General features: G+C 53.3%; 19 protein-coding genes. 5 read left to right on the top strand and 14 right to left on the bottom strand.

The window, feature by feature from the left end; all coding sequences use genetic code 11:
* Nucleotides 1–48: 48 nt before the first annotated feature.
* Nucleotides 49–3,744, bottom strand: a complete 3,696-nt coding sequence (gene metH / locus ACWI0H_RS10725; protein WP_485873446.1) for a methionine synthase — start codon at nt 3,742–3,744, stop codon at nt 49–51.
* Between the two features lie 293 nt (nt 3,745–4,037).
* Here metH and nfuA point away from each other — a divergent pair, with 293 nt between their 5' ends.
* Nucleotides 4,038–4,661: a Fe-S biogenesis protein NfuA gene (nfuA, locus tag ACWI0H_RS10720; RefSeq protein WP_485873445.1), complete on the top strand. Its 624-nt coding sequence runs from the start codon at nt 4,038–4,040 to the stop codon at nt 4,659–4,661.
* Between the two features lie 102 nt (nt 4,662–4,763).
* Here the strand turns inward: nfuA and ACWI0H_RS10715 are convergent, their stop codons facing one another.
* A complete protein-coding gene (locus tag ACWI0H_RS10715; RefSeq protein ID WP_485873444.1) occupies nt 4,764–5,804 on the bottom strand; it encodes a DNA-binding protein in 1,041 nt (346 codons plus the stop codon).
* A gap of 200 nt (nt 5,805–6,004) precedes the next feature.
* On the opposite strand from ACWI0H_RS10715, the gene ACWI0H_RS10710 reads away from it, so the two are divergent.
* Both ACWI0H_RS10710 and ACWI0H_RS10705 read left to right on the top strand, forming a co-directional pair.
* Entirely contained in the window at nt 6,005–7,174 is a 1,170-nt protein-coding gene (locus ACWI0H_RS10710) for a tyrosine-type recombinase/integrase (protein WP_101145528.1), read from the top strand.
* A 50-nt stretch (nt 7,175–7,224) separates the two neighbouring features.
* Entirely contained in the window at nt 7,225–7,641 is a 417-nt protein-coding gene (locus ACWI0H_RS10705; RefSeq protein ID WP_008957953.1) for a SufE family protein, read from the top strand.
* Here ACWI0H_RS10705 and yidD read toward each other — a convergent pair.
* Genes yidD through ACWI0H_RS10675 form a run of 6 tightly spaced genes read right to left on the bottom strand, consistent with a single transcriptional unit; the run spans nt 7,638 to nt 12,382 of the window.
* The gene (yidD, locus tag ACWI0H_RS10700) at nt 7,638–7,967 is read right to left on the bottom strand and encodes a membrane protein insertion efficiency factor YidD (RefSeq protein WP_485873443.1); all 330 of its coding nucleotides are present in this window, start codon (nt 7,965–7,967) and stop codon (nt 7,638–7,640) included. The two genes, ACWI0H_RS10705 and yidD, sit on opposite strands and share 4 nt — an antisense overlap.
* Before the next feature lie 17 nt (nt 7,968–7,984).
* The gene (gene hisI / locus ACWI0H_RS10695; protein WP_485873442.1) at nt 7,985–8,461 is read right to left on the bottom strand and encodes a phosphoribosyl-AMP cyclohydrolase; all 477 of its coding nucleotides are present in this window, start codon (nt 8,459–8,461) and stop codon (nt 7,985–7,987) included.
* 28 nt (nt 8,462–8,489) lie between these two features.
* Nucleotides 8,490–8,930 (bottom strand): transcriptional repressor, encoded by a 441-nt coding sequence (locus ACWI0H_RS10690; RefSeq protein ID WP_008957956.1) that lies wholly within the window; start codon nt 8,928–8,930, stop codon nt 8,490–8,492.
* A 58-nt stretch (nt 8,931–8,988) separates the two neighbouring features.
* The gene (locus tag ACWI0H_RS10685; protein WP_176302131.1) at nt 8,989–9,987 is read right to left on the bottom strand and encodes an alpha-L-glutamate ligase-like protein; all 999 of its coding nucleotides are present in this window, start codon (nt 9,985–9,987) and stop codon (nt 8,989–8,991) included.
* Entirely contained in the window at nt 9,984–11,507 is a 1,524-nt protein-coding gene (locus ACWI0H_RS10680; protein WP_485873441.1) for an inactive transglutaminase family protein, read from the bottom strand. Before ACWI0H_RS10680 ends, ACWI0H_RS10685 begins: the two co-directional genes overlap by 4 nt.
* 38 nt (nt 11,508–11,545) lie before the next feature.
* Nucleotides 11,546–12,382, bottom strand: a complete 837-nt coding sequence (locus ACWI0H_RS10675) for an ATP-dependent zinc protease family protein (RefSeq protein ID WP_179915110.1) — start codon at nt 12,380–12,382, stop codon at nt 11,546–11,548.
* 228 nt (nt 12,383–12,610) lie between these two features.
* Here ACWI0H_RS10675 and ACWI0H_RS10670 point away from each other — a divergent pair, with 228 nt between their 5' ends.
* Nucleotides 12,611–13,159 carry a DUF3833 domain-containing protein gene (locus ACWI0H_RS10670; RefSeq protein WP_336273075.1) on the top strand — a complete coding sequence of 183 codons (549 nt, stop codon included), beginning with the start codon at nt 12,611–12,613 and terminating at the stop codon, nt 13,157–13,159.
* 100 nt (nt 13,160–13,259) lie between these two features.
* On the opposite strand, the gene ACWI0H_RS10665 is transcribed toward ACWI0H_RS10670, so the two are convergent.
* From ACWI0H_RS10665 to gorA, 4 genes are all read right to left on the bottom strand, one after another.
* Nucleotides 13,260–13,649 (bottom strand): ectoine synthase, encoded by a 390-nt coding sequence (locus tag ACWI0H_RS10665; RefSeq protein ID WP_008957961.1) that lies wholly within the window; start codon nt 13,647–13,649, stop codon nt 13,260–13,262.
* Between the two features lie 91 nt (nt 13,650–13,740).
* Nucleotides 13,741–15,009 carry a diaminobutyrate--2-oxoglutarate transaminase gene (ectB, locus tag ACWI0H_RS10660; RefSeq protein ID WP_035558202.1) on the bottom strand — a complete coding sequence of 423 codons (1,269 nt, stop codon included), beginning with the start codon at nt 15,007–15,009 and terminating at the stop codon, nt 13,741–13,743.
* A 109-nt stretch (nt 15,010–15,118) separates the two neighbouring features.
* Nucleotides 15,119–15,697: a diaminobutyrate acetyltransferase gene (gene ectA, locus ACWI0H_RS10655; RefSeq protein ID WP_008957963.1), complete on the bottom strand. Its 579-nt coding sequence runs from the start codon at nt 15,695–15,697 to the stop codon at nt 15,119–15,121.
* A gap of 308 nt (nt 15,698–16,005) precedes the next feature.
* A complete protein-coding gene (gorA, locus tag ACWI0H_RS10650; RefSeq protein ID WP_472952367.1) occupies nt 16,006–17,388 on the bottom strand; it encodes a glutathione-disulfide reductase in 1,383 nt (460 codons plus the stop codon).
* A 186-nt stretch (nt 17,389–17,574) separates the two neighbouring features.
* On the opposite strand from gorA, the gene can reads away from it, so the two are divergent.
* Nucleotides 17,575–18,222, top strand: a complete 648-nt coding sequence (gene can, locus ACWI0H_RS10645) for a carbonate dehydratase (protein ID WP_176302125.1) — start codon at nt 17,575–17,577, stop codon at nt 18,220–18,222.
* Nucleotides 18,223–18,249: 27 nt separating this feature from the next.
* Here the strand turns inward: can and ACWI0H_RS10640 are convergent, their stop codons facing one another.
* Nucleotides 18,250–18,780: a c-type cytochrome gene (locus ACWI0H_RS10640; RefSeq protein WP_008957966.1), complete on the bottom strand. Its 531-nt coding sequence runs from the start codon at nt 18,778–18,780 to the stop codon at nt 18,250–18,252.
* Between the two features lie 62 nt (nt 18,781–18,842).
* The gene (msrA, locus tag ACWI0H_RS10635) at nt 18,843–19,469 is read right to left on the bottom strand and encodes a peptide-methionine (S)-S-oxide reductase MsrA (RefSeq protein WP_336273077.1); all 627 of its coding nucleotides are present in this window, start codon (nt 19,467–19,469) and stop codon (nt 18,843–18,845) included.
* Between the last annotated feature and the right edge of the window lies 1 nt (nt 19,470).

The following is a 19,470-nucleotide window of genomic DNA, read 5'->3' as shown; positions in this document are numbered from 1 at the left end:
AAAGGCCAAGCGTAATACCCGGCCATGGCGTTGTGCAAACGGCAATGGTTAGCTCGGGTCGTAGGAGAGCACCGGCGAGAGCCAGCGCTCCATTTCCTCAAGGGGCATCTGCTTACGGGCGGCAATAGCCTCTACCTGATCCCGTGTGATTTTGCCCGTCGAGAAGTACTTCGACTGGGGATGCGCAAAGTACCAACCGGAAACCGCGGCCGCTGGCCACATGGCAAAGTTTTCAGTCAACGCCAACCCGGTATTTTCAGTCGCGTCCAGCAGCCGGAAGAGGGCCGCTTTTTCGGTATGATCCGGGCAGGCGGGGTAGCCAGGGGCAGGGCGGATGCCCTGATATTTCTCGGCGATCAGAGCATCGTTGTCCAGCGTTTCATCCGGCACATAGCCCCAGAACTCTTTGCGAACGCGTTCGTGCATACGTTCGGCAAAGGCTTCCGCCAGGCGATCCGTTAATGCCTGCACCATGATGGCATTGTAGTCATCACCGGCCGCCTCATACGCTTTGGAGAGCTCATCGACACCGTGACCGGTAGTGACTGCGAAACCACCAATCCAGTCGGGTTTGCCGCTCTCTTTCGGCGCAATAAAATCGGCCAGGCTATAGCAGATACCGTCGCGTCCTTTCGTTGTTTGCTGACGAATGTGGAAAAGACGTTCAATGACTTCGCTGCGCGACTCGTCGGCATACACCTCGATTACGTCATCATCCACGCTATTAGCGGGCCATAGTCCGATGACGCCGCGGGCCTGCACGCGCTTCTCTTCTACCAACTTGCGCAGCATGACTTTGGCGTCTTCAAACAGATTGCGGGCTGCTTCACCTACCACCTTGTCGTCAAGAATCTTGGGATACTTGCCCGCCAGTTGCCAGCTCATGAAGAAGGGGGTCCAGTCGATGCGCTCAATCAATTCTTCAAGATCGTAGTCGTCGAACGTTTTTAGCCCCAGCATATTGGGTTCGGCTGGGGTATGAGCGTTCCAGTCGGTGCGGAAGCGCCGCTTGCGCGCCTGGGTGTAATCCAGGTCCGCTGCTTTGGGGCGGCGCTTGGCATTACGCTCACGCACCTTTTCGTACTCTTCGCGAATTTCAGCTACATAAGCGGCTTTTTGATTGGGCGCCAGCAAACGGCCTGCAACACCCACGGCGCGTGAGGCATCGGTGACATAGATGACCGGGTGCTCATACTGTGGCTCGATCTTGACGGCGGTATGGGCTTTGGAGGTAGTGGCACCACCAATCAGCAGCGGTAAATCCATACCCCGACGCTGCATCTCCTTGGCCACGTGAACCATTTCATCCAGCGACGGAGTAATCAGCCCGGAAAGACCAATAATATCCGCGTTGTGATCTTTGGCCGCCTGCAGAATCTTATCGGCGGCCACCATGACGCCCAGATCAATTACTTCGTAGTTATTACACTGCAGCACAACGCCAACGATGTTTTTACCGATATCGTGAACATCGCCTTTGACCGTGGCCATGACGATCTTGCCTTTGGCTTTGGTCTCTTCGCTTTTCTCAGCCTCGATATAAGGAATCAAGTAGGCCACGGCCTGCTTCATGACTCGTGCGGACTTGACCACCTGAGGCAGGAACATTTTTCCGTCGCCAAATAAATCGCCGACGACATTCATGCCGTCCATCAACGGGCCTTCGATGACCTCGATAGGGCGCTCAGCCTGGGCGCGGGCCTCTTCGGTGTCATCTTCGATATACACCGTAATCCCTTTAACCAGCGCATGCTGAATACGTTTGTTAACCGGCCAACTGCGCCACTCAAGGTCTTCTTTTTTGGGAGCGCCGCTGCCGTCGCCTTTGTACTTGTCGGCAATATCCAGCAGGCGCTCGGTGCCATCGCTACGGCGGTTGAGCACCACATCCTCAACGGCATCGCGCAGCTCGGCGGGGAGGTCGTCATAAACGGCGAGCTGGCCCGCGTTAACAATCCCCATGGTGAGGCCAGCGCGGATCGCATGATAAAGAAACGCTGAGTGAATCGCTTCGCGCACCGGATTGTTGCCACGAAACGAGAACGAGACGTTGGAAACGCCGCCAGACACCATGGCGTGGGGCAGGTTGTCGCGAATCCACTGGGTCGCTTCGATAAAATCGACTGCGTAGTTATTGTGCTCTTCGATCCCGGTACCGATGGCGAAGATGTTCGGGTCGAAAATGATATCTTCGGCAGGGAAGCCGATTTCATCGACCAGCAGACGGTAGGCGCGCTGACAAATCTCGGTTTTACGCGCAAAGGTATCTGCCTGACCTTCTTCGTCAAACGCCATCACCACAATGGCAGCACCAAAGCGACGGCATTTGGTTGCCTGTTCACGGAAGGCGTCTTCTCCTTCTTTGAGCGAGATGGAGTTCACCACCGCCTTGCCTTGAACGCACTTTAGACCCGCTTCGATGATCTCCCACTTGGAGGAGTCGATCATGATCGGCACACGGGCGATATCGGGCTCACCGGCGATCAAGTTAAGGAAGCGCTCCATGGCTTCCTTGGACTCGAGCATGCCTTCGTCCATATTGATATCGATGATCTGGGCGCCGTTCTCTACCTGCTCAAGGGCAACTTCCAAGGCGGTGGTGAAGTCTTCCTCTACAATCAGGCGCTTGAAGCGCGCCGAGCCGGTGACGTTGGTACGCTCGCCTACGTTGACGAACAGTGAGTCGGCCTCAATATTGAACGGCTCAAGACCGGATAAACGGCAGGCGCGGCTGCGCTCGGGAATAGAGCGCGGCGCCATATCCCGAACGGAATCAGCAATCGCGCGAATATGTTCAGGTGTGGAGCCACAGCAGCCGCCGATAATATTGACCAGCCCGCTAGATGCGAACTCACTGACGATCTCGGACATCTCTTCCGGTGTTTGGTCGTACTCACCAAACTCGTTGGGCAGGCCCGCGTTGGGGTGCGCGGAGACAAAAGTGTCGGCCTTGGATGAAAGCTCTTCCAGGTAAGGGCGAAGCTCTTCGGCGCCTAAGGCACAGTTCAAGCCAACGGATAACGGCTGGGCGTGGCGCACCGAGTTCCAGAACGCTTCGGTGGTTTGGCCGGATAGGGTACGGCCTGAAGCATCGGTAATCGTGCCGGAGATCATTACCGGTAAGCGTTCGCCGCGAGCGTCAAACAGCTCTTCCAGGGCATAGATAGCCGCTTTGGCGTTGAGCGTATCGAAGATGGTTTCGATCATGATCAGATCGGCACCGCCCGCAATAAGAGCTTCCGCGGCTTCGTAGTAGTTCTCGCGAAGCTCATCAAAGGTGACATTGCGCTTGGCCGGGTCATTAACATCCGGCGATAGCGACGCGGTGCGCGAGGTGGGGCCTAACACGCCAGCGACATAACGGGGCACGCCGGTTTCGGCGGCAACAGCATCACACACCTCGCGGGCGAGACGCGCTGACTCGCGGTTGAGTTCCACCACCAGCGCTTCCATACCGTAATCGGACTGAGACAGCTGGGTGCTGTTAAAAGTATTGGTCTCGATGATGTCCGCACCGGCCTCTAAATAGTCGCGGTGAATCCGCGTGACAACATCAGGGCAGGTGAGCGCGAGCAGGTCGTTGTTGCCTTTGAGATCAGAGGGCCAGTCACTGAACCGTTCGCCACGAAAATCCTCCTCGCTCAGCTGGGCATTCTGCAGCATGGTGCCCATGCCGCCGTCCAGAATTAGGATACGTTCGGCAAGGCGTTGGGTGAGGGTTGCGGTCAAAGCACTATCAGCCATGGCAGGGGGAGTTCTCCAGCGTCACAGTCGTCAAAGGGGATGTTGTTATCGTCGGAAAAGCAGTATCTGTCGTAATAAGGCGCATAATGATAACAAAAGGCATAGCAAAAGGCGCCCCCAGGGAGCGCTATACGGTGCATAAGCTAAGACAATCACTACACGCGTTTGAGAAACAGCATTTAAATAGTCTACTAAAACAGTCGGGATTGTGTCAGCGCGCCGTTTTGCTTACCATAGTGACAAATGACATGTGAAGTGGCGTCCGCCACTACCACGGGAGGAAGACAGCCCTCATGACCACGACTAGCGAAACAGATACCAATATCGATACCCAAAGTATTGATATTACCGATAGCGCGCAAGAATACCTGGCAGAACTGCTGGAAAAGCAGAATGTTGAAGGTATCGCCGTACGCATCTTCATTACCCAGCCGGGCACGCCTTACGCAGAGACCTGCTTGGCTTACTGCCGTCCGGGTGAAGAAGAGCCGACGGATGTGCTGCTAGAACTCGAGAAGATCAATGTTTATCTCGACAAAAACAGCTTGGCCTTTATGGAAGACGCGGTGGTGGATTTCAACGCCGACCGTATGGGCGGCCAGCTAACCATCAAGGCGCCCAACGCCAAGATGCCCAAGGTAAATGCGGATAGTCCGCTGGAAGACCGTATTAACTACGTGCTTTACAGCGAGATTAACCCAGGGCTCGCGGCCCACGGTGGGGAAATCAAGCTGGTTGAGCTGACTGAACAGCAATATGCTGTCTTAGCTTTTGGCGGCGGTTGCCAGGGCTGCGCAGCGGTTGATTTAACCCTTAAGGATGGCGTTGAGAAGACGTTAATGGAGCGAATCCCTGAGCTTGCGGGTATTCGCGACGTGACCGACCATACCGATACCACCAACGCCTACTACCGCTAAATTTAAATGCAATACCACGATACCAAATCAGAAAAGTCCAGCCTCGTGCTGGGCTTTTTTTGTGCGCGAGCCTACGGTTTTGGCTAAAGTTTGCTAGCTATATTAACGCTTTGGCGTTGGCTGTTTCTCTTCCAACGAGGAGGGCAAATCAGTTAACTGTTGCTGGAGTGCTTCCATCCGTGCCCAGAGCTTCTCTTGCCAGGCTTGTTGTAGCGCTGTTTCCTGATCGGCATGCCGTTGCGCTTGGTGTTTTAACGCCGACTGCGCTTCCTCCAACTGCTCTGCGAGTGTTTGGTGCTGCTTTTCCAGCACGCTGTTTTGCTGCTGAGCCTCACTAAGCTGCTGATCCCGCTCGCTGGCTTCCAACTGCCGCTGATGCAATGCCTGCTGCTTGGATTTTAGCTCTTGGCTCAATCCTTCAATCCGCTGGTCTGATTGCTGGAGCCGTTTCTGGAAGCTCTTTTCTTCTTGCGTACGCGCCTGCTGGGCGCTATCCAGCATCGCCATCAATCTTCCTTCAGCCGCTTCGTGACGCTGCTCTTCTTGTAACAGCCGCTGTTCCCAGGCTGCTTGCTGTTCGTTGAGAGCAAGGTGATGGGCTTCGCGCTGCGCTTCTGCCTGACTCTCTAACTGTTGCTGAACTTGCTTGAGTTGTTTGGCCTCTCCTTGTGACGCTTCGGCCAACTGATGCCAGTGGCGTTCACTGGTCTGACTGGCGGCTAGTTCCCGATTAAGTGCCTCCATTCGTTGCTCAATGTGGCGTAAGTGCTCGGCCAGGGCGCTTTCACGCTGCTCGGCGTTTGCCGCCTGCTGTTTAGCTTCTTCCGCTAGCCGCTGCGCGTCCTCTACCTGTCGATTGGCATCTTCGCGGTAGTGGAGCAGCGTTTGATTGGCCACATTTTGGGCCTCACGCCATAGCTCGCTGGCCATGGTGACGACCACTTCCGGCACACCTTTGGGTGGCGGCACATCACGATTTTGTTCGCGCTCGCTGCGCCAAAGGCGGAAGTGATCACTAATCGTTGTAAAACTGCCAGTGCCCAGTACATCGCGGATACGCTGCACGCTGGGTGTGTCGCCGCGGGCGAGTAATTCATCAATGGCGTGTTGAACATCGCTGTACTGAATGCCGTTGCGGGCCATATGACATCCTTGCGGGGAATTTTATAGCCGCCATTGTCGGTATTTAAGGGCTAAAAAGCAATTATTACGTATTACATAATACGTAATAATATTTATCAAATAGACAATAAATGCAAGATTACCCGCCTTATCTTGAATTTATGCCGCTACAACGGCACACTCTGGCACATAGAGAACATCGATTGCTCAGGGAATAATACATGCCAACTGCGTTAACACCGGGCGGAGTGGAGCCGCTGCTGCTCGATCACAGGCCTGTAAGCGGGCAGATTAATGTCAGAATTACGGCACAAAATGATGCTCAGGCGGTGATGGCTTGGCTTGAAGAGTACGTTGACAGCCCACAAACCTGGAAAGCGTACCGCCGGGAATCCGAGCGGCTTTTACTCTGGCTGAATAGCCAAGGACTCACGCTGGCAGATATCCATAGAGAAGCGCTGCGCCGGTTTGAGCTGTTCCTTGCCGACCCTCAGCCCAGAGATCAGTGGGTAGGGCCCTCCAAGCCCCGCGCGCACCCAGCGTGGCGGCCGTTTCGTGGGCCTTTATCGCCCGCCAGTCGGCGTCAGAGCTTAGTGATTCTGCAGGGCATGTTTGCCTGGTTGGTAGAAGCCGGGTGGGTTAGCCATAACCCGTTTCGCCTGATGCGTGATAAATCACGGCGCTTGAACAATCAGGCGCCGCGTATTGAGCGTTACCTGGAGAGCGATGTATGGGCGTGGTTCTGGCAGTGGCTCAATGAGCCGTTAGCGGTGGAAGAGGGGAGTCGAAGGTTTTTTGAGCAGGCGCGTCGACGCTTTATCTTTGGTTTTGCCTATCTACTTGCTCCGCGTATCAGTGAAATGGCAGACGCGCGCATGGGCGATTTCCAGCGCAGCGAAGGGCGTTGGTGGTGGAGCGTGGTAGGTAAGGGCAGCAAGGTGGCGCGGATTCCGCTGCCCGACGATATGCTGGCCTGCCTGCGCCAGTGGCGCCAGGCGCTAGGCTTGCCTGACCAGCCTAGCGAGCTGGAGCATAATGCGCCGGCTCTACGCGCCCTGGATGGGCAGCGCGGCTTGGGGCACAACCAGCTTTATAGACTGATTCGGGCAACGTTTCAGCAGGCAGCCTTAGCGCTTGAAGAGGAGGGCGGCGCTTCACAGCATGTCAAATCGCTGCGCCAGGCAACGCCACACTGGTTACGGCATACATCGATTACCCATCAGGCTCAGTCGGGTATTAGTCTGCGCCATTTGGCTGAAAGCGCGCGTCATGCGCGTCTCGATACCACATCACGCTATCTGCATACCGAAGACATTGAGTGGCATAACGAGCAGCAGCGTCATCGGTTAAGCAATTCGCCATTGACTCGTTATAATGGGGCAGATTCATAGCTTGATTAATAGCTATACCAGTAGCCATTACCCATTTAGAAGGAAATACCATGAGCACTTCCGGCGCCGAACTGGCCCAGCAAGAGCTGATTGAAGATTTCGAGATATTCGATAATTGGATGGATCGTTATCAGTACATTATTGATATGGGCAAACAACTGCCTGACTTCCCCGACGATTGGAAAGTCGAGGAGTTTAAAATCCAGGGCTGCCAGTCTAATGTATGGATGCGGCATGAAGAGGAAGGCGATAAGCTGATTTTTAAGGCGACGTCCGATGCCGCTATTGTGTCTGGCCTGATTGCCTTATTACTGCGCATATACAGTGACCGCTCGGCAGCAGAGATTCGTGCCACCGAACCGCACTTTTTAGCTGATTTGGGATTGGATAAGCATCTTTCGCCAACCCGTAGCAACGGCTTACATGCGATGCTTGAAAAGATCTATCAGGTGGCACACCAGCGCTAGCGGGAAGGGTGGTCACTGCAACAGGATGAGGATGCATCTTCGTCCTCGCGGCAAAGCTGCTCGCTTCGGCCGCCAGGTACTGGATCCATACCGCCAGCGCTGCCTGGGTGGCACTTGACGATACGCTTCACGGCCATCCAGCCACCTTTTATCGGCCCGTGCACCTGAATTGCTTCAATAGTGTAAGACGAGCAACTGGGCCAGAAGCGACAGCGAGGGCCCAAAAGGGGGCTAAGCGTATATTGGTAGGTTTTAATGCAGCCAATCATCACGCTTGTTAATGCCCAGCGCAGGGCTGATCGCAGTAATGTTAGCCAGCGGCTCATGGCTAGGCGCTTCATGGCTAGGAAGAGACTTTGTTGCCGTAGAGCTCATCGGGATCGATTAGCGGCGTGCTGGTAATCGATGCCTGCTCTTGGGCCACGCCAATATAGAAACAGCTACGACGGCCGGTATGGCAAGCGGGTCCTGTTTGCTCAACTTGCAGAAGCAGGGTGTCACCATCGCAATCAAGGGCAGCGGACACAAGCTGTTGCTGCTGGCCTGATGACTCACCTTTGCGCCACAATTTTCCCCGTGAGCGCGAGTAGTAACAGACCCGCTGAGTGGTTAGCGTCTCTTCTAGCGCCTGACGATTCATCCACGCCATCATTAGCACTTCTTTGGAGTCGTGCTGCTGGGCAATCGCAGGGATTAAACCATCGGCATTAAAGCGCACAGCCGTTAGCAGGGTTGCAATAGCGGGCAGGCTATCCTCAGGGGTAGCATGCTCAAGCTGCTTAAAAAGGGCGTCTGGAGCTACTTGGTCAAAACGGGACATACATTCTACTCGCTAGCTTTTGAATACATCAGCTTGTTCGACAATCCTGGCAGAGCCCTTGCAGCTCTATGGTTTGGCGCTCAACGTTAAACCCTTGGCTGTTTGCCAGAGCCGCCAGTTGATCACTGATCTCATCTAAATGCAGCTCTTCTACGTAACCGCAGTGTCGGCAAATGAGCAACTGAAAACCATGCACATGCTCAGGGCACGCGCAGGCCACATAGGAGTTTTGTGACTCAATCCGATGCACCAAGCCCTGGTCAATCAGAAACTCAAGCGCCCGATAAACCGTCGGCGGCCTAGCCGCCGCATGTTCGGTAGACAGCTTATCCAGCAGATCATACGCCTTCAGCCCACCACCATTTTCGGCAATTAGCTCTAGCACGCGCCTGCGTATAGGCGTGAAACGAACGCCGCGGATGTGGCACTGAGACTCCGCCTGCTGCAGTAGTGTATTCGCTTGGGTCATGGACAACTCGTTGAACGTGGTTAGCCTAGGCTCTCGTCAATAGGCTCTTATCGCCAGTCTACGCGCTGGAGGAGGCGGTGTCAGGGCTTTCTACCAGCTCACTTTGCCGCGCGAAATGGTGTTGGGAAAAGGCGACACGCTGTTTGGCAGGCACGCCATCCGGCTGCCGCTCAATTAGATCCAGGCGACGGCGCAAACCTTCCCCATTGGTCATTTGAATGGCTAGGCCGGGGCGTGCATTTAGTTCAAGCAGCATCGGTCCATGCTTGCGATCCAACACCATATCGGTGCCGAGATACCCCAGGCCGGTCATTTCATAACAGCCCGCCGCCAAGTTCAGCAGTGTTTCCCACTGAGGCACCACTAAACTTGCCAGGTCGTGCCCTGTATCAGGGTGACTAAAGCAGGGCCGATCAAACTGTACGGCGCGTAGTGCAGCCCCCGTTGCAATGTTTAAGCCCACGCCCACGGCGCCCTGGTGTAGGTTTGCCTTGCCATCAGAGGCGGCGGTGGAAAGCCGCATCATGGCCATAACGGGATAGCCCTTAAAGACGATCACCCGGATATCGGGCACCCCCTCGTAGGTGTAATCCATCAGGCTTTCATCAAAATTGATCAGAGTTTCAATCACCGCCACATCGGGCGAGCCGCCCAATGAGTAGAGGCCGGAAAGAATATTAGAGACGTGCCGCTCAACATCGGTGAGGGTTAGCTTGGCGCCACTTGGCTTGATAAAGGCATTATCTTCGACCTTTTCAATCACCAAAATTCCTTTGCCGCCACTACCTTTAGCAGGCTTGATAACAAAGCCTGCATGGCCCGTGAGCATTTCGCCGATGTGCTTAACCCCGAACTGGGTGGTCACAGTGCCGATCAATTCTGGCGACGTTATCCCATATTGCTGGGCGAGCAGTTTGGTCTTAAGTTTATCGTCCACCAAGGGATAGAGTCGGCGGCTGTTATAACGGCCAATGTAGCGGATATTACGCCGATTCATGCCAATGATGCCTTTATCACGCAAGCGCGTGGGCCACGTCCAGTTGTTGAACCAACTCATGATGGTTTCTCATCATCAATAATTGGCTTAAAGCGGCGTAACTCCAACAGTCGGTAGCCAGTGTAATTACCCAGCAGCAAGATCAACGCCATGAGTATCAACTGCACGCCTAAGAAGTTGAACGTGATATGGCGTACCCAGGGATTGTTCATCGCCAGATAGGCAAGGACGGCGGTGATCAAGCTGCCGCCACCCTGGATCAATACCTGTTTAGGACCTTCCTCTTCCCATAAAATCGACATCCGCTCGATAGTCCAGGCAAGGATGATCATCGGGAAGAAGGTAATCGTTAAGCCAGCACTCAGCCCCATGCGATAGGCCAGTACAGTAAAGATAGAAATGATCGCGATCACCGTTATGATGACCGCGGAGACCCTGGCCACCAGCAGCAAGTTCAAGTAAGAGAGGTAGTTACGGATAATCAGCCCGACCGCAACGATAAGCAGGAAGCCGATCAGGCCAGTGGGCAGGGTGGTTTGAATGAAGGCGAGGGCGATCAAAACCGGCATGAAAGTACCGGATGTCTTTATGCCTACCAAGACACGTAGAAACACCACCATTAGCGCGCCAATCGGAATCAGCAGAATGGTCTGGAATAGCGCTTGTTCTTCCAACGGCAGGCTATGAATGGAGAAATTCAGCAGCGTGTCTTCGGAATAGTGATTGCGCACCGCGGCTGAAGCCGGCTGATCGTGGGTCATCATTGAGAAGGTAACCCGAGAGTTGGTGCCACCTTGTACTTCTAAGACGGCTCGACCGCCTGTTTCCCACAACAGTAGGTTTTCGGGTTTGCCTTGCTCGCCTGTCAGCGGATGAAAAATGGCCCACTGTTCACCAGACTCATCAAACACTTGAATCCAACTACTAAGTGTTTGGCGGCGACGTCCATCTTCCAATAGCAGTCCGCTTACTTCGCGCGCTAATACGCCCGCTTGGTTGAGCAAGCGGACCACCAGCGCTGCTGGGTTTTCCTGAGATAACAGAAGACGCGCGTTTTCGCCCTGACGCTCACCATTCACATCTCGGATCAATTCCCGGGCAAACGTCGCGTTATTGGCGCTGCGTGCCCAGGCTTGATCAATCAGCTGGCTAGCCGCCGTGTCATAGGGGCTTTCCCATGGCGTTATAGGAGTCATTTCAGGCGGCGTTTGCACCGGTGCTCGGGCATCTTGCGATACAAGCATTTGAACAGAGTAGTACAGCGTTTGGCTGCCAGCCGCTTCGCGAATCGTCCACTGAGCGGTACGGCCTAGTTCATCTGCTTGGTAGGCCAAGCCATACCCTGACGATGCTGTATTTTCAGTTAATACACGATAGCCCGCCTGATGAGAAGGCAGTGCCAAGTCGACTTGCACAGGGCCATCTTGGGCATTGAAGTTTATGCCCGCTTCAATCTCCCAGACTTGGCGTTGTTCACCGGGCAGCCAGGGGATTTCAAACTGCACATGGCGATGTACGCTGGTGGCAATGCCCGCGACCAACAGCAAACCGACAATGATATAAAACATTAACCGTGACATGGAGATTCCTTTCTACGTAAAGCGCCAGGGGAGAGCAGTTACTCTTCTGTATCGTCGTCATCAACTGCTTCATCTTCAGCAGCTTGATCGGCTGGCTCGCCACCAGGAAACTCGGGGCGGTCATGTAAGTAGGTATCGGCGACGTCTATTACAGCGATATCCATTAAAAAGCGCCGGCCCAGTAGCACCGGATACTCTAAATGTGAGCGGTCATTCAGCGTGAACTCGACGTTTTCGCGGATCGGTCCCAACGTCATTAATAATGAAATAACCGGGCGGGATTCTTCACCAGAAGCTTGAAGAATACGAACCCGACGCACAATAGGTGCCTCGACCCATTCATCACGCTGCGACTCAACGGCCACATCGTCGTCGTTTAGCGCTAGTTTGAAGCGCACCCAGTCTTCACCGTCCCGCTCGAAGCGGGTGATTTCGTCGGCCGACAGCGATGAGGTGTTGGCTCCTGAATCGACACGCGCCTTGAGGTAGGTGCCCAGGCTTGGAAATCCAACCCATTCGCTACGACCCAGTAGCGTTTTCGTGCTTAGCGTCTCATCAACTTCACACTCTTCGCGGATGATGACAGGTTCTTCACCACGGGCTTCTAACTGTTGAACATCTTGACGTAGTGAACGTAACAAACTGCCGACTTCGCGCACGTCGGCAGTGAGTACCTGCTGCTGATCAAGTTGGCGTGTCTGAAGCTCAGAACGGGTGTCGCATTGCTGCGCCAATTGACTCTCTAATTCAAGGATACGAGTATTGAAAGACGCTTCGCTTAAGGGAGGCGGTTCATTAGTTTCTGGCTGGGTTGCTGCACATCCAGCGATTGAAAGCGACAAGCTAGCTATTAGCCACAAAACACCTGGGCGCATAACGAGAGATATCCTTGGACAAATAGGTGGAGGGAATAATAAGGAGATGGGCGACTAGTGTCCAACGTCATCACGATTATTCAGGCACACAATTTACCTTATTTAACATAATATATATTAAGCGAACCCGAGTAAGACGCAGTGGCTACAACAGCTTAGCTGCTCTATGCTGTTAAATTATTTTACCATAGCTGTACCTGAGCCCATTTTAATATAGGAAATGATGCCATGATCCATTCGCTGCGCATAAGCTTTTTCATACTGCTCTTCCTGCTGACTGGCTGTGTGGGTGTTGATATCGAAGATTACGCTGATTCAGAGCCTCGCTTGGATATTGCCGAGTACTTTACAGGGACTACGCGAGCTTGGGGCATGGTGCAGGATTATTCTGGTGAGGTACAGCGCCGCTTCACGGTGGAAATCCAGGGCACCTACGAGGCCGATACACTAACGCTGGATGAGTCCTTCGTGTTTTCAGATGGTGAAACCGACCGACGGGTATGGACGTTTGAACGTATCGACGCGCATCACTGGGTTGGCACCGCCAGCGACGTGGAGGGACACGTTAAAGCTCGCCAATATGGACATGCTTTCCATATGCGTTACCCGTTAGAGATTGCTATCGACGGGCGGATGATTACGTTCACCATGGATGATTGGATGTACCTGCAACCGGATGGCCGCTTGATCAATCGAACGGCTATGCGAAAATTTGGCTTAACGCTGGGTGAAATCACCTTAGTTTTTGAGAAAACCTTTGAGAATACAGGTCAATAGACAAAACTCGGCACCTAGCTAAAAAAGCAGCCCGCTATTCAGCGGGCTGCTTTTTTCATCTCAAGCTGACGATTTCATAATTTCTTTCTAAATAGCGTTTCTATTCTGCTGCGTATGAACCGTCTTCCTGGTGGACTTCATTGCCGGTAATCGGCGGTGTGAAGACGCAAGCAACCGTCATTCCTTTTTCTTTACCGCGTAGCAGGTGCTCATCGTGCTGATCTAGCAGGTAAATGTCGCCTGCTTTGATCGGCCAGATTTTACCGTCGGCCAGGGTTTCCACCTCGCCTTCACCTTCATAGCAAAACACCGCTTCGTAGTGGTTTTTATAATGAATGTGGGTCTCAGTGCCGGGAAAAATTCGGGTAATATGGAACGAGAAGCCAGCGTTATCATTGGCTAAAACAAGACGTGTGCTATCCCAATTGCCGTTTTCAGCGGTGACTAGGCGTTCTGTTTTGCGCGCTTCTTCGAGATTACGAACGATCATAGAAGTACTCCATAGCATAGCGGCTAGCGATTACTAGCCGCAGTTTCCCTAACGAAACGGGTGTGAGCTGACGCTTTATCCTAACGCCAAATTACTCGCTAGCAACAGCTTTCACGCACATTTCCAGAATATCCAGGCCTTTCAGCAGGTCTTCATCGCTGATGGTCAGTGGGCACAGACACTTCACGACTTCACCGTCCTGACCACTGGTTTCAATTATCAAGCCGTGCTCAAACGCTTTGCTGGTAATTTTATCAGCGATATCTCCCGATACCACGTCAATGCCACGCATCAAACCACGCCCACGTTCAGTGGCAGGCATGCCGCTCTCAGTCAGCAGTGCCGCAAGCTTTTGGAAACGCTCTTCTACAATACGTCCTTTGCGCTGAACATCACGCTCAAAGGTATCGTTGGTCCAATATTTTTTTAACGCGGCGGTGGCTGTCACCATCGCTAAGCTGAAGCCACGAAAGGTGCCGTTATATTGACCTGGCTTCCACTTATCCAGTTCTGGACGCATCAAGACATGCGCAAATGGCAGGCCAAAGCCAGAGAGTGACTTCGAGTTGGTAATAATGTCTGGCGTGATGCCTGCATGCTCAAAGCTGAAGAACTTACCGGTACGACCACAGCCTGCCTGGATATCGTCGATAATCAGCAGAATATCATGGGCTCGGCAAATGCTTTCCAAACGCTTCAACCACTCCAGGCCTGCCACGTTGATACCGCCCTCGCCTTGCACGGTCTCAATAATGACACCAGCGGGAACATCCAGACCGCCGGATTTGTCGCCCAGCAGTTTTTCAAAGTAATCCAGCGTGTCGGTATGTTCGCCCATGTAGCCATCATAGGGCAGGAAGCTGGCACCCTGAGTTGGGATACCGCCCGTGGCTTCACGGAACTTACGGTTACCGGTGGTAGCCAAAGCGCCCATCGTTACACCGTGGAAGCCATTGGTGAACGTCACGATGTTGTGACGGCCTTTAGCAACACGGGCCAAACGAATGGCGGCTTCGACAGCGTTGGTACCAGTCGGGCCTGGTAAATGCACTTTGTAGTCGAGACCGCGTGGCTTGAAGATGACTTCCTCAAGCGTTTCTAAATAATCGCGCTTGGCATTGGTCCACATATCCAGACCGTGCACAACACCGTCTGTTGACAGGTAATCAATCATTGCCTGCTTCATGTGCGGATTATTGTGACCGTAGTTAAGCGTGCCCGCGCCGGCGAGGAAATCAATGTATTCACGGCCGTTCTCATCGGTTAGGCGCGCATTTTGCGCTTTGGTAAATACCACCGGGAATGAACGAGAATAAGTACGTACATTGGATTCCATGCGTTCAAGCGTCTGGGTCTGCATTGCGACCTCCTTGGTCAATCATTTTGCCATTAGGCGTTGCTAGCCCGGAGCAACATGAGCGGGAAAAACAGTATGTTCACTACGTGCTGTTTATGGTTAAACGCACGTATTAGATGCGGTCTGTTTGGAACGGACCGATACGAACCAGGTTTTCCGGGTCATGCTCCCCTCCGAGCTGTTCGGTAGAGAAGTATTCGCGGCTATTGAGCGGCGCATGCCAGCGCGCGGCCAAGCGACGAAATAAGCCCCAAGAGGCTAGATTGTCTGGCGTGATCGTGGTTTCAAGGTGATGCACATCGTCAAGCTCGGGGCGCGACATGATTGCCTCGACCAAGCGACGTGCAAGCCCTGTACCGCGTGCTTTTTCGCCGACGGCTACCTGCCATAAGAAGTAAGTATCGGGGGCATTATCCTTCACATAGCCCGATACAAAACCAACGATTTCACCCTCTTCATTGGTAGCGACTGCACAGGTATCACGAAACTGTGTAGCGAGTAACAAATAGGCGTAGGCAGAATTCACATCCAGCGGCGGGCAGGCTTTGATAAGCTCGTACACTCCCCAGCCGTCATCCGCATTAGGTTTGCGAATAAACAGCGGTGTCTCCGCATGACCAACGACGGCATCGGCCACTGTAGGCCTGGCCAAGTCAGCAGAGGGGGTAAACGGTTGTATGGGCGTACTCATAGTTATGCTTCGCTGTAGCGAATTTGATGATCATTATAACAGCTGATTATGAGCAATTCAAAAATCATATTATTCACCACCCTACTTTCCATAATTTTTTGTTATGAGAAACGGCTTGTTAGCTATCTGCTCGCGCTCAGATCTGTCGTTACTGATTTAGAATAGCCCAACTTGCCGACAAAAAAAGGCGTGCCAATGGGCATACCTAAATCTGTTTTCACTCACAACTTGTCTTCACATGCACGATCTTCATATGCGATGTCTGCACGGGCATCCAGCGCTCGTCGCAAGGCAACATAAGCACCGGGTCAAGTACGCGTGAGCGTGCGCATAGTGACGAACTCCTCTGCTCCCGTTGGGTGGATACCCACAGTGCGGTCAAAGTCATGCTTGGTAAGGCCTGCCCTTACCGCGATAGCTATACCTTGAATGATTTCACCTGCGTCGTCGCCGACCATATGGGCCCCGACCACCACATCAGTGGCATCGTCTACCACCAATTTCATTAAGGTGCGCTCTTGGCTACCCGACAAGGTGTGCTTCATGGCCCGAAAATTGGTGCTATAAACGCGGATATTGGTGAATTTTTCACGAGCCGCCTCTTCGGAAAGCCCTACCGTGCCGATGTTAGGGTGGCAAAAAACGGCGGTTGGAATCGTGGTGTAATCGAGCGGCTGGGGGACGGTGTCGGCAAAGTGGACATCCACCAGCTGCATCGCTTCTGCCAAGGCCACTGGCGTTAGTTCTGGGCCAGCGATTAAGTCGCCTAGCGCAAGGATTGACGGTTGCGCCGTTTCAAAACGCTCGTTGACAGGGATCTTGCCCTGCTCATCCAGGTTAATACCCAGCGCCTCCAGACCCAGGTCTTTGATATTAGCTTTGCGCCCAGTTGCCGCCAGCACCACATCGACTTCCATTACCTGCCCATCGGTGAGATAAACGTTGTAGGCATTCTGGGTGGCTTCAATACGCTCAATATTGGTGTTGAAGTGGAGGTTGACCCCCTTTCTTTCCATTTCGGCACAGGTGAATTCGCGAACCTGTTGATCAAAACCTTTCAAGAACAGCTCGCCACGATAGATGAGGTGTGTCTCGCTACCAAGCCCGTTGAAAATGCTAGAGAACTCGACTGCGATGTAACCGCCACCCAAAACCAGAAAGCGCTTGGGAAACGTATCGAGATCAAAGATCTGGTTGGAGTCCAGCGCATATTCGCTACCCGGAAAATTGGGCACCCATGGCCACCCGCCCGTGGCCACCAGGATTTTTTCTGCGCTTATCGAAATATCGCCATGCTCTCCGCTCAACGTCACTGTATTCGCATCAGCCAGCCGAGCCCGGGCATTAAAAAGTGTTACTCCCGCGCCTTCCAGCATGCGCTGATAAATACCGTTTAGCCGTTTGATTTCGCTTATTTTATTATCACGCAGCGTCGCCCAGTCAAAGCTTGCCGGGCCAGGCAACTGCCAGCCAAAACCGGCCGAGTCATCAAAGCTGTCGTGAAAATGGGCGGCGTATGAGTAAAGTTTTTTGGGCACACAGCCAACGTTGACACAGGTACCGCCCAGGTATCGGTCTTCGGCAATCGCTACTCTGGCACCGGTGGCGGCTGCCATACGCGCAGCACGCACGCCGCCGGAGCCTGCACCAATCACCAGGAGGTCATATTCATATTCGGAAAAGTCGGCCATCGTTTGCTCCTGTGAAGTTAAAAATGATTACCCCTGACGGCCAAACAAGGATATTGACCTGACTGTCCGGGGGGGTTAAAACCATTTGCTGCTATTTTATACTGTCCAATCCCTTATACTTGCTAAGATTTATTATTCCGCTTCTCGATCAGCGACTTAACTCTATTTAATCTTGCTGGAGACACTATGTCTGACTCTATTGCGACGCTACTCGATAACAATCGTGCCTGGGCTGAGCGCATGTGCGAAGAGGACCCCGACTACTTTAAACGGCTTTCAAGTCAGCAAAACCCAGACTATTTATGGATTGGCTGTTCGGATAGCCGTGTGCCCGCCAATCAAATTATTGCGCTGCCGCCTGGGGAAGTTTTCGTTCACCGCAATGTAGCGAACCTGCTCCACCATACGGATATGAACGCCCTGTCGGTGGTTCAGTACGCGGTGGATGTGCTTAAAGTCAGCCATATTATGATTGTCGGACACTATGGTTGTGGGGGCATTAAGGCCGCCATGATGGGTGGCGAATGCGGTGTGGTCGATTATTGGCTACATTCGGTTCGCGAACAGTACAACCGTCACCGTGATTCGCTAGACCATCTTCCTCTGGAAGACCAAATTGACCGTATGTGCGAGCTCAACGTTAAAGCGCAGGTGAATAGCTTGTGCCGTACCAAGATTTTGCAGCGCGCCTGGCAGCGTGGGCAGCAAATCTCGGTACATGGCTGGGTTTACGGTTTAAGCGATGGTCGCGTTAAAGACCTGAATTGCACCATCAGTGGCTTAGAGCAAGTGGAAACGCTTTACCGTATTGACCGCATACAATCAGGCGATTAAGTCTCTCTTTGAGCGCCTACTGAGACGCTAGTCGTAGCGGTAGGCGCGATGGCAGCTCTTGCAGCTAGCGCCTACCTCGGAAAGTGCTCTCGCTGTATTACGGGTATCCCCCTGTTCGGCGACCTCAACCAACTGAGTGATTTTATCCTCAAGGTCAGTAAAGCCAGCGGCAAACTCATTCCACTCTTCCCAAATAGAGGCGCGCGCCTCAGAACCACCGCCATGCGTACCCTCAATAAAGGCAGGTAGTAACTGCTGGGCAGTCGTACGCTCTTGGAGTTCCGTTAAGCGCGGGGCGGCAGCCTCTACATCTTGATTATTAATTAAGTCAAAACGCAGCTGACGAACCAGACTTTCAATATCTTTGAGCTCTTGCTGGCGCCACATCACTGCTTCACGCTCGCTGGCGAACTGAGTGTCGCCAACGGTTTGAGGCATCGAAAGCTCGCTAGTGGCCTCCTCGCTCGCCCAGGATAACGGCGCACACAGTAGCAGTACCAAAGTGCTGCCTATCGCGCTACGCTGGAAAGCCCGCTTTCGGTGATAACGCTGCTGCATAATGGCTTCCTTTATAATGCGCTGGTTAGCTTGGTTAAATTAACTTTGATAAAAATGAGCTTTTAGCCTATCGGGCAGGTCACGCCAGTGCCTTTTAAGCCGCAGTAGCCATTCGGGTTTTTGTCGAGATACTGCTGATGGTAAGCCTCTGCATAATAAAACGCTTCAAGCGGTTTTATTTCGGTCGTGATTTGCCCTTTGCCTGCCTTGTTGAGCGCCTGCTGAAAGGCGGACGCGCTTTGTTCAGCGGCTGCTTGCTGAGCCTCGCTGGTGGTGAAAATAGCTGAACGATACTGCGATCCAATATCGTTGCCCTGGCGATTTCCCTGGGTAGGATCGTGCTGTTCCCAGAACACCTGTAGCAGCGATTCCAGGTCGACCTGCTTAGGATCGAAGACCACCCTCACCACCTCGGTGTGACCGGTACGCCCCGTGCAGGTCTCATCATAGGTGGGGTTGGGCGTTTCACCGCCGGCATAACCTGCCGCGGTCACATAGACGCCGGGCAATTGCCAAAACAGCCGTTCAACACCCCAGAAGCAGCCCATTCCCAGCACAATCTCTTCATGGCCCTCTGGAAACGGTGGATGCAACGAATGCCCGTTGATGGTGTGAACATCGCTGGTCTCTATAGGGGTATCGCGGCCAGGCAGTACACGACTGGTACTTGAAGAAGAAAATAGCGACATA

The organism is Halomonas sp. NYA30 (assembly GCF_976980765.1).
The sequence above is the reverse complement of the archived record's forward strand: the minus strand, read 5'-3'. Positions and strand labels throughout refer to the sequence as shown.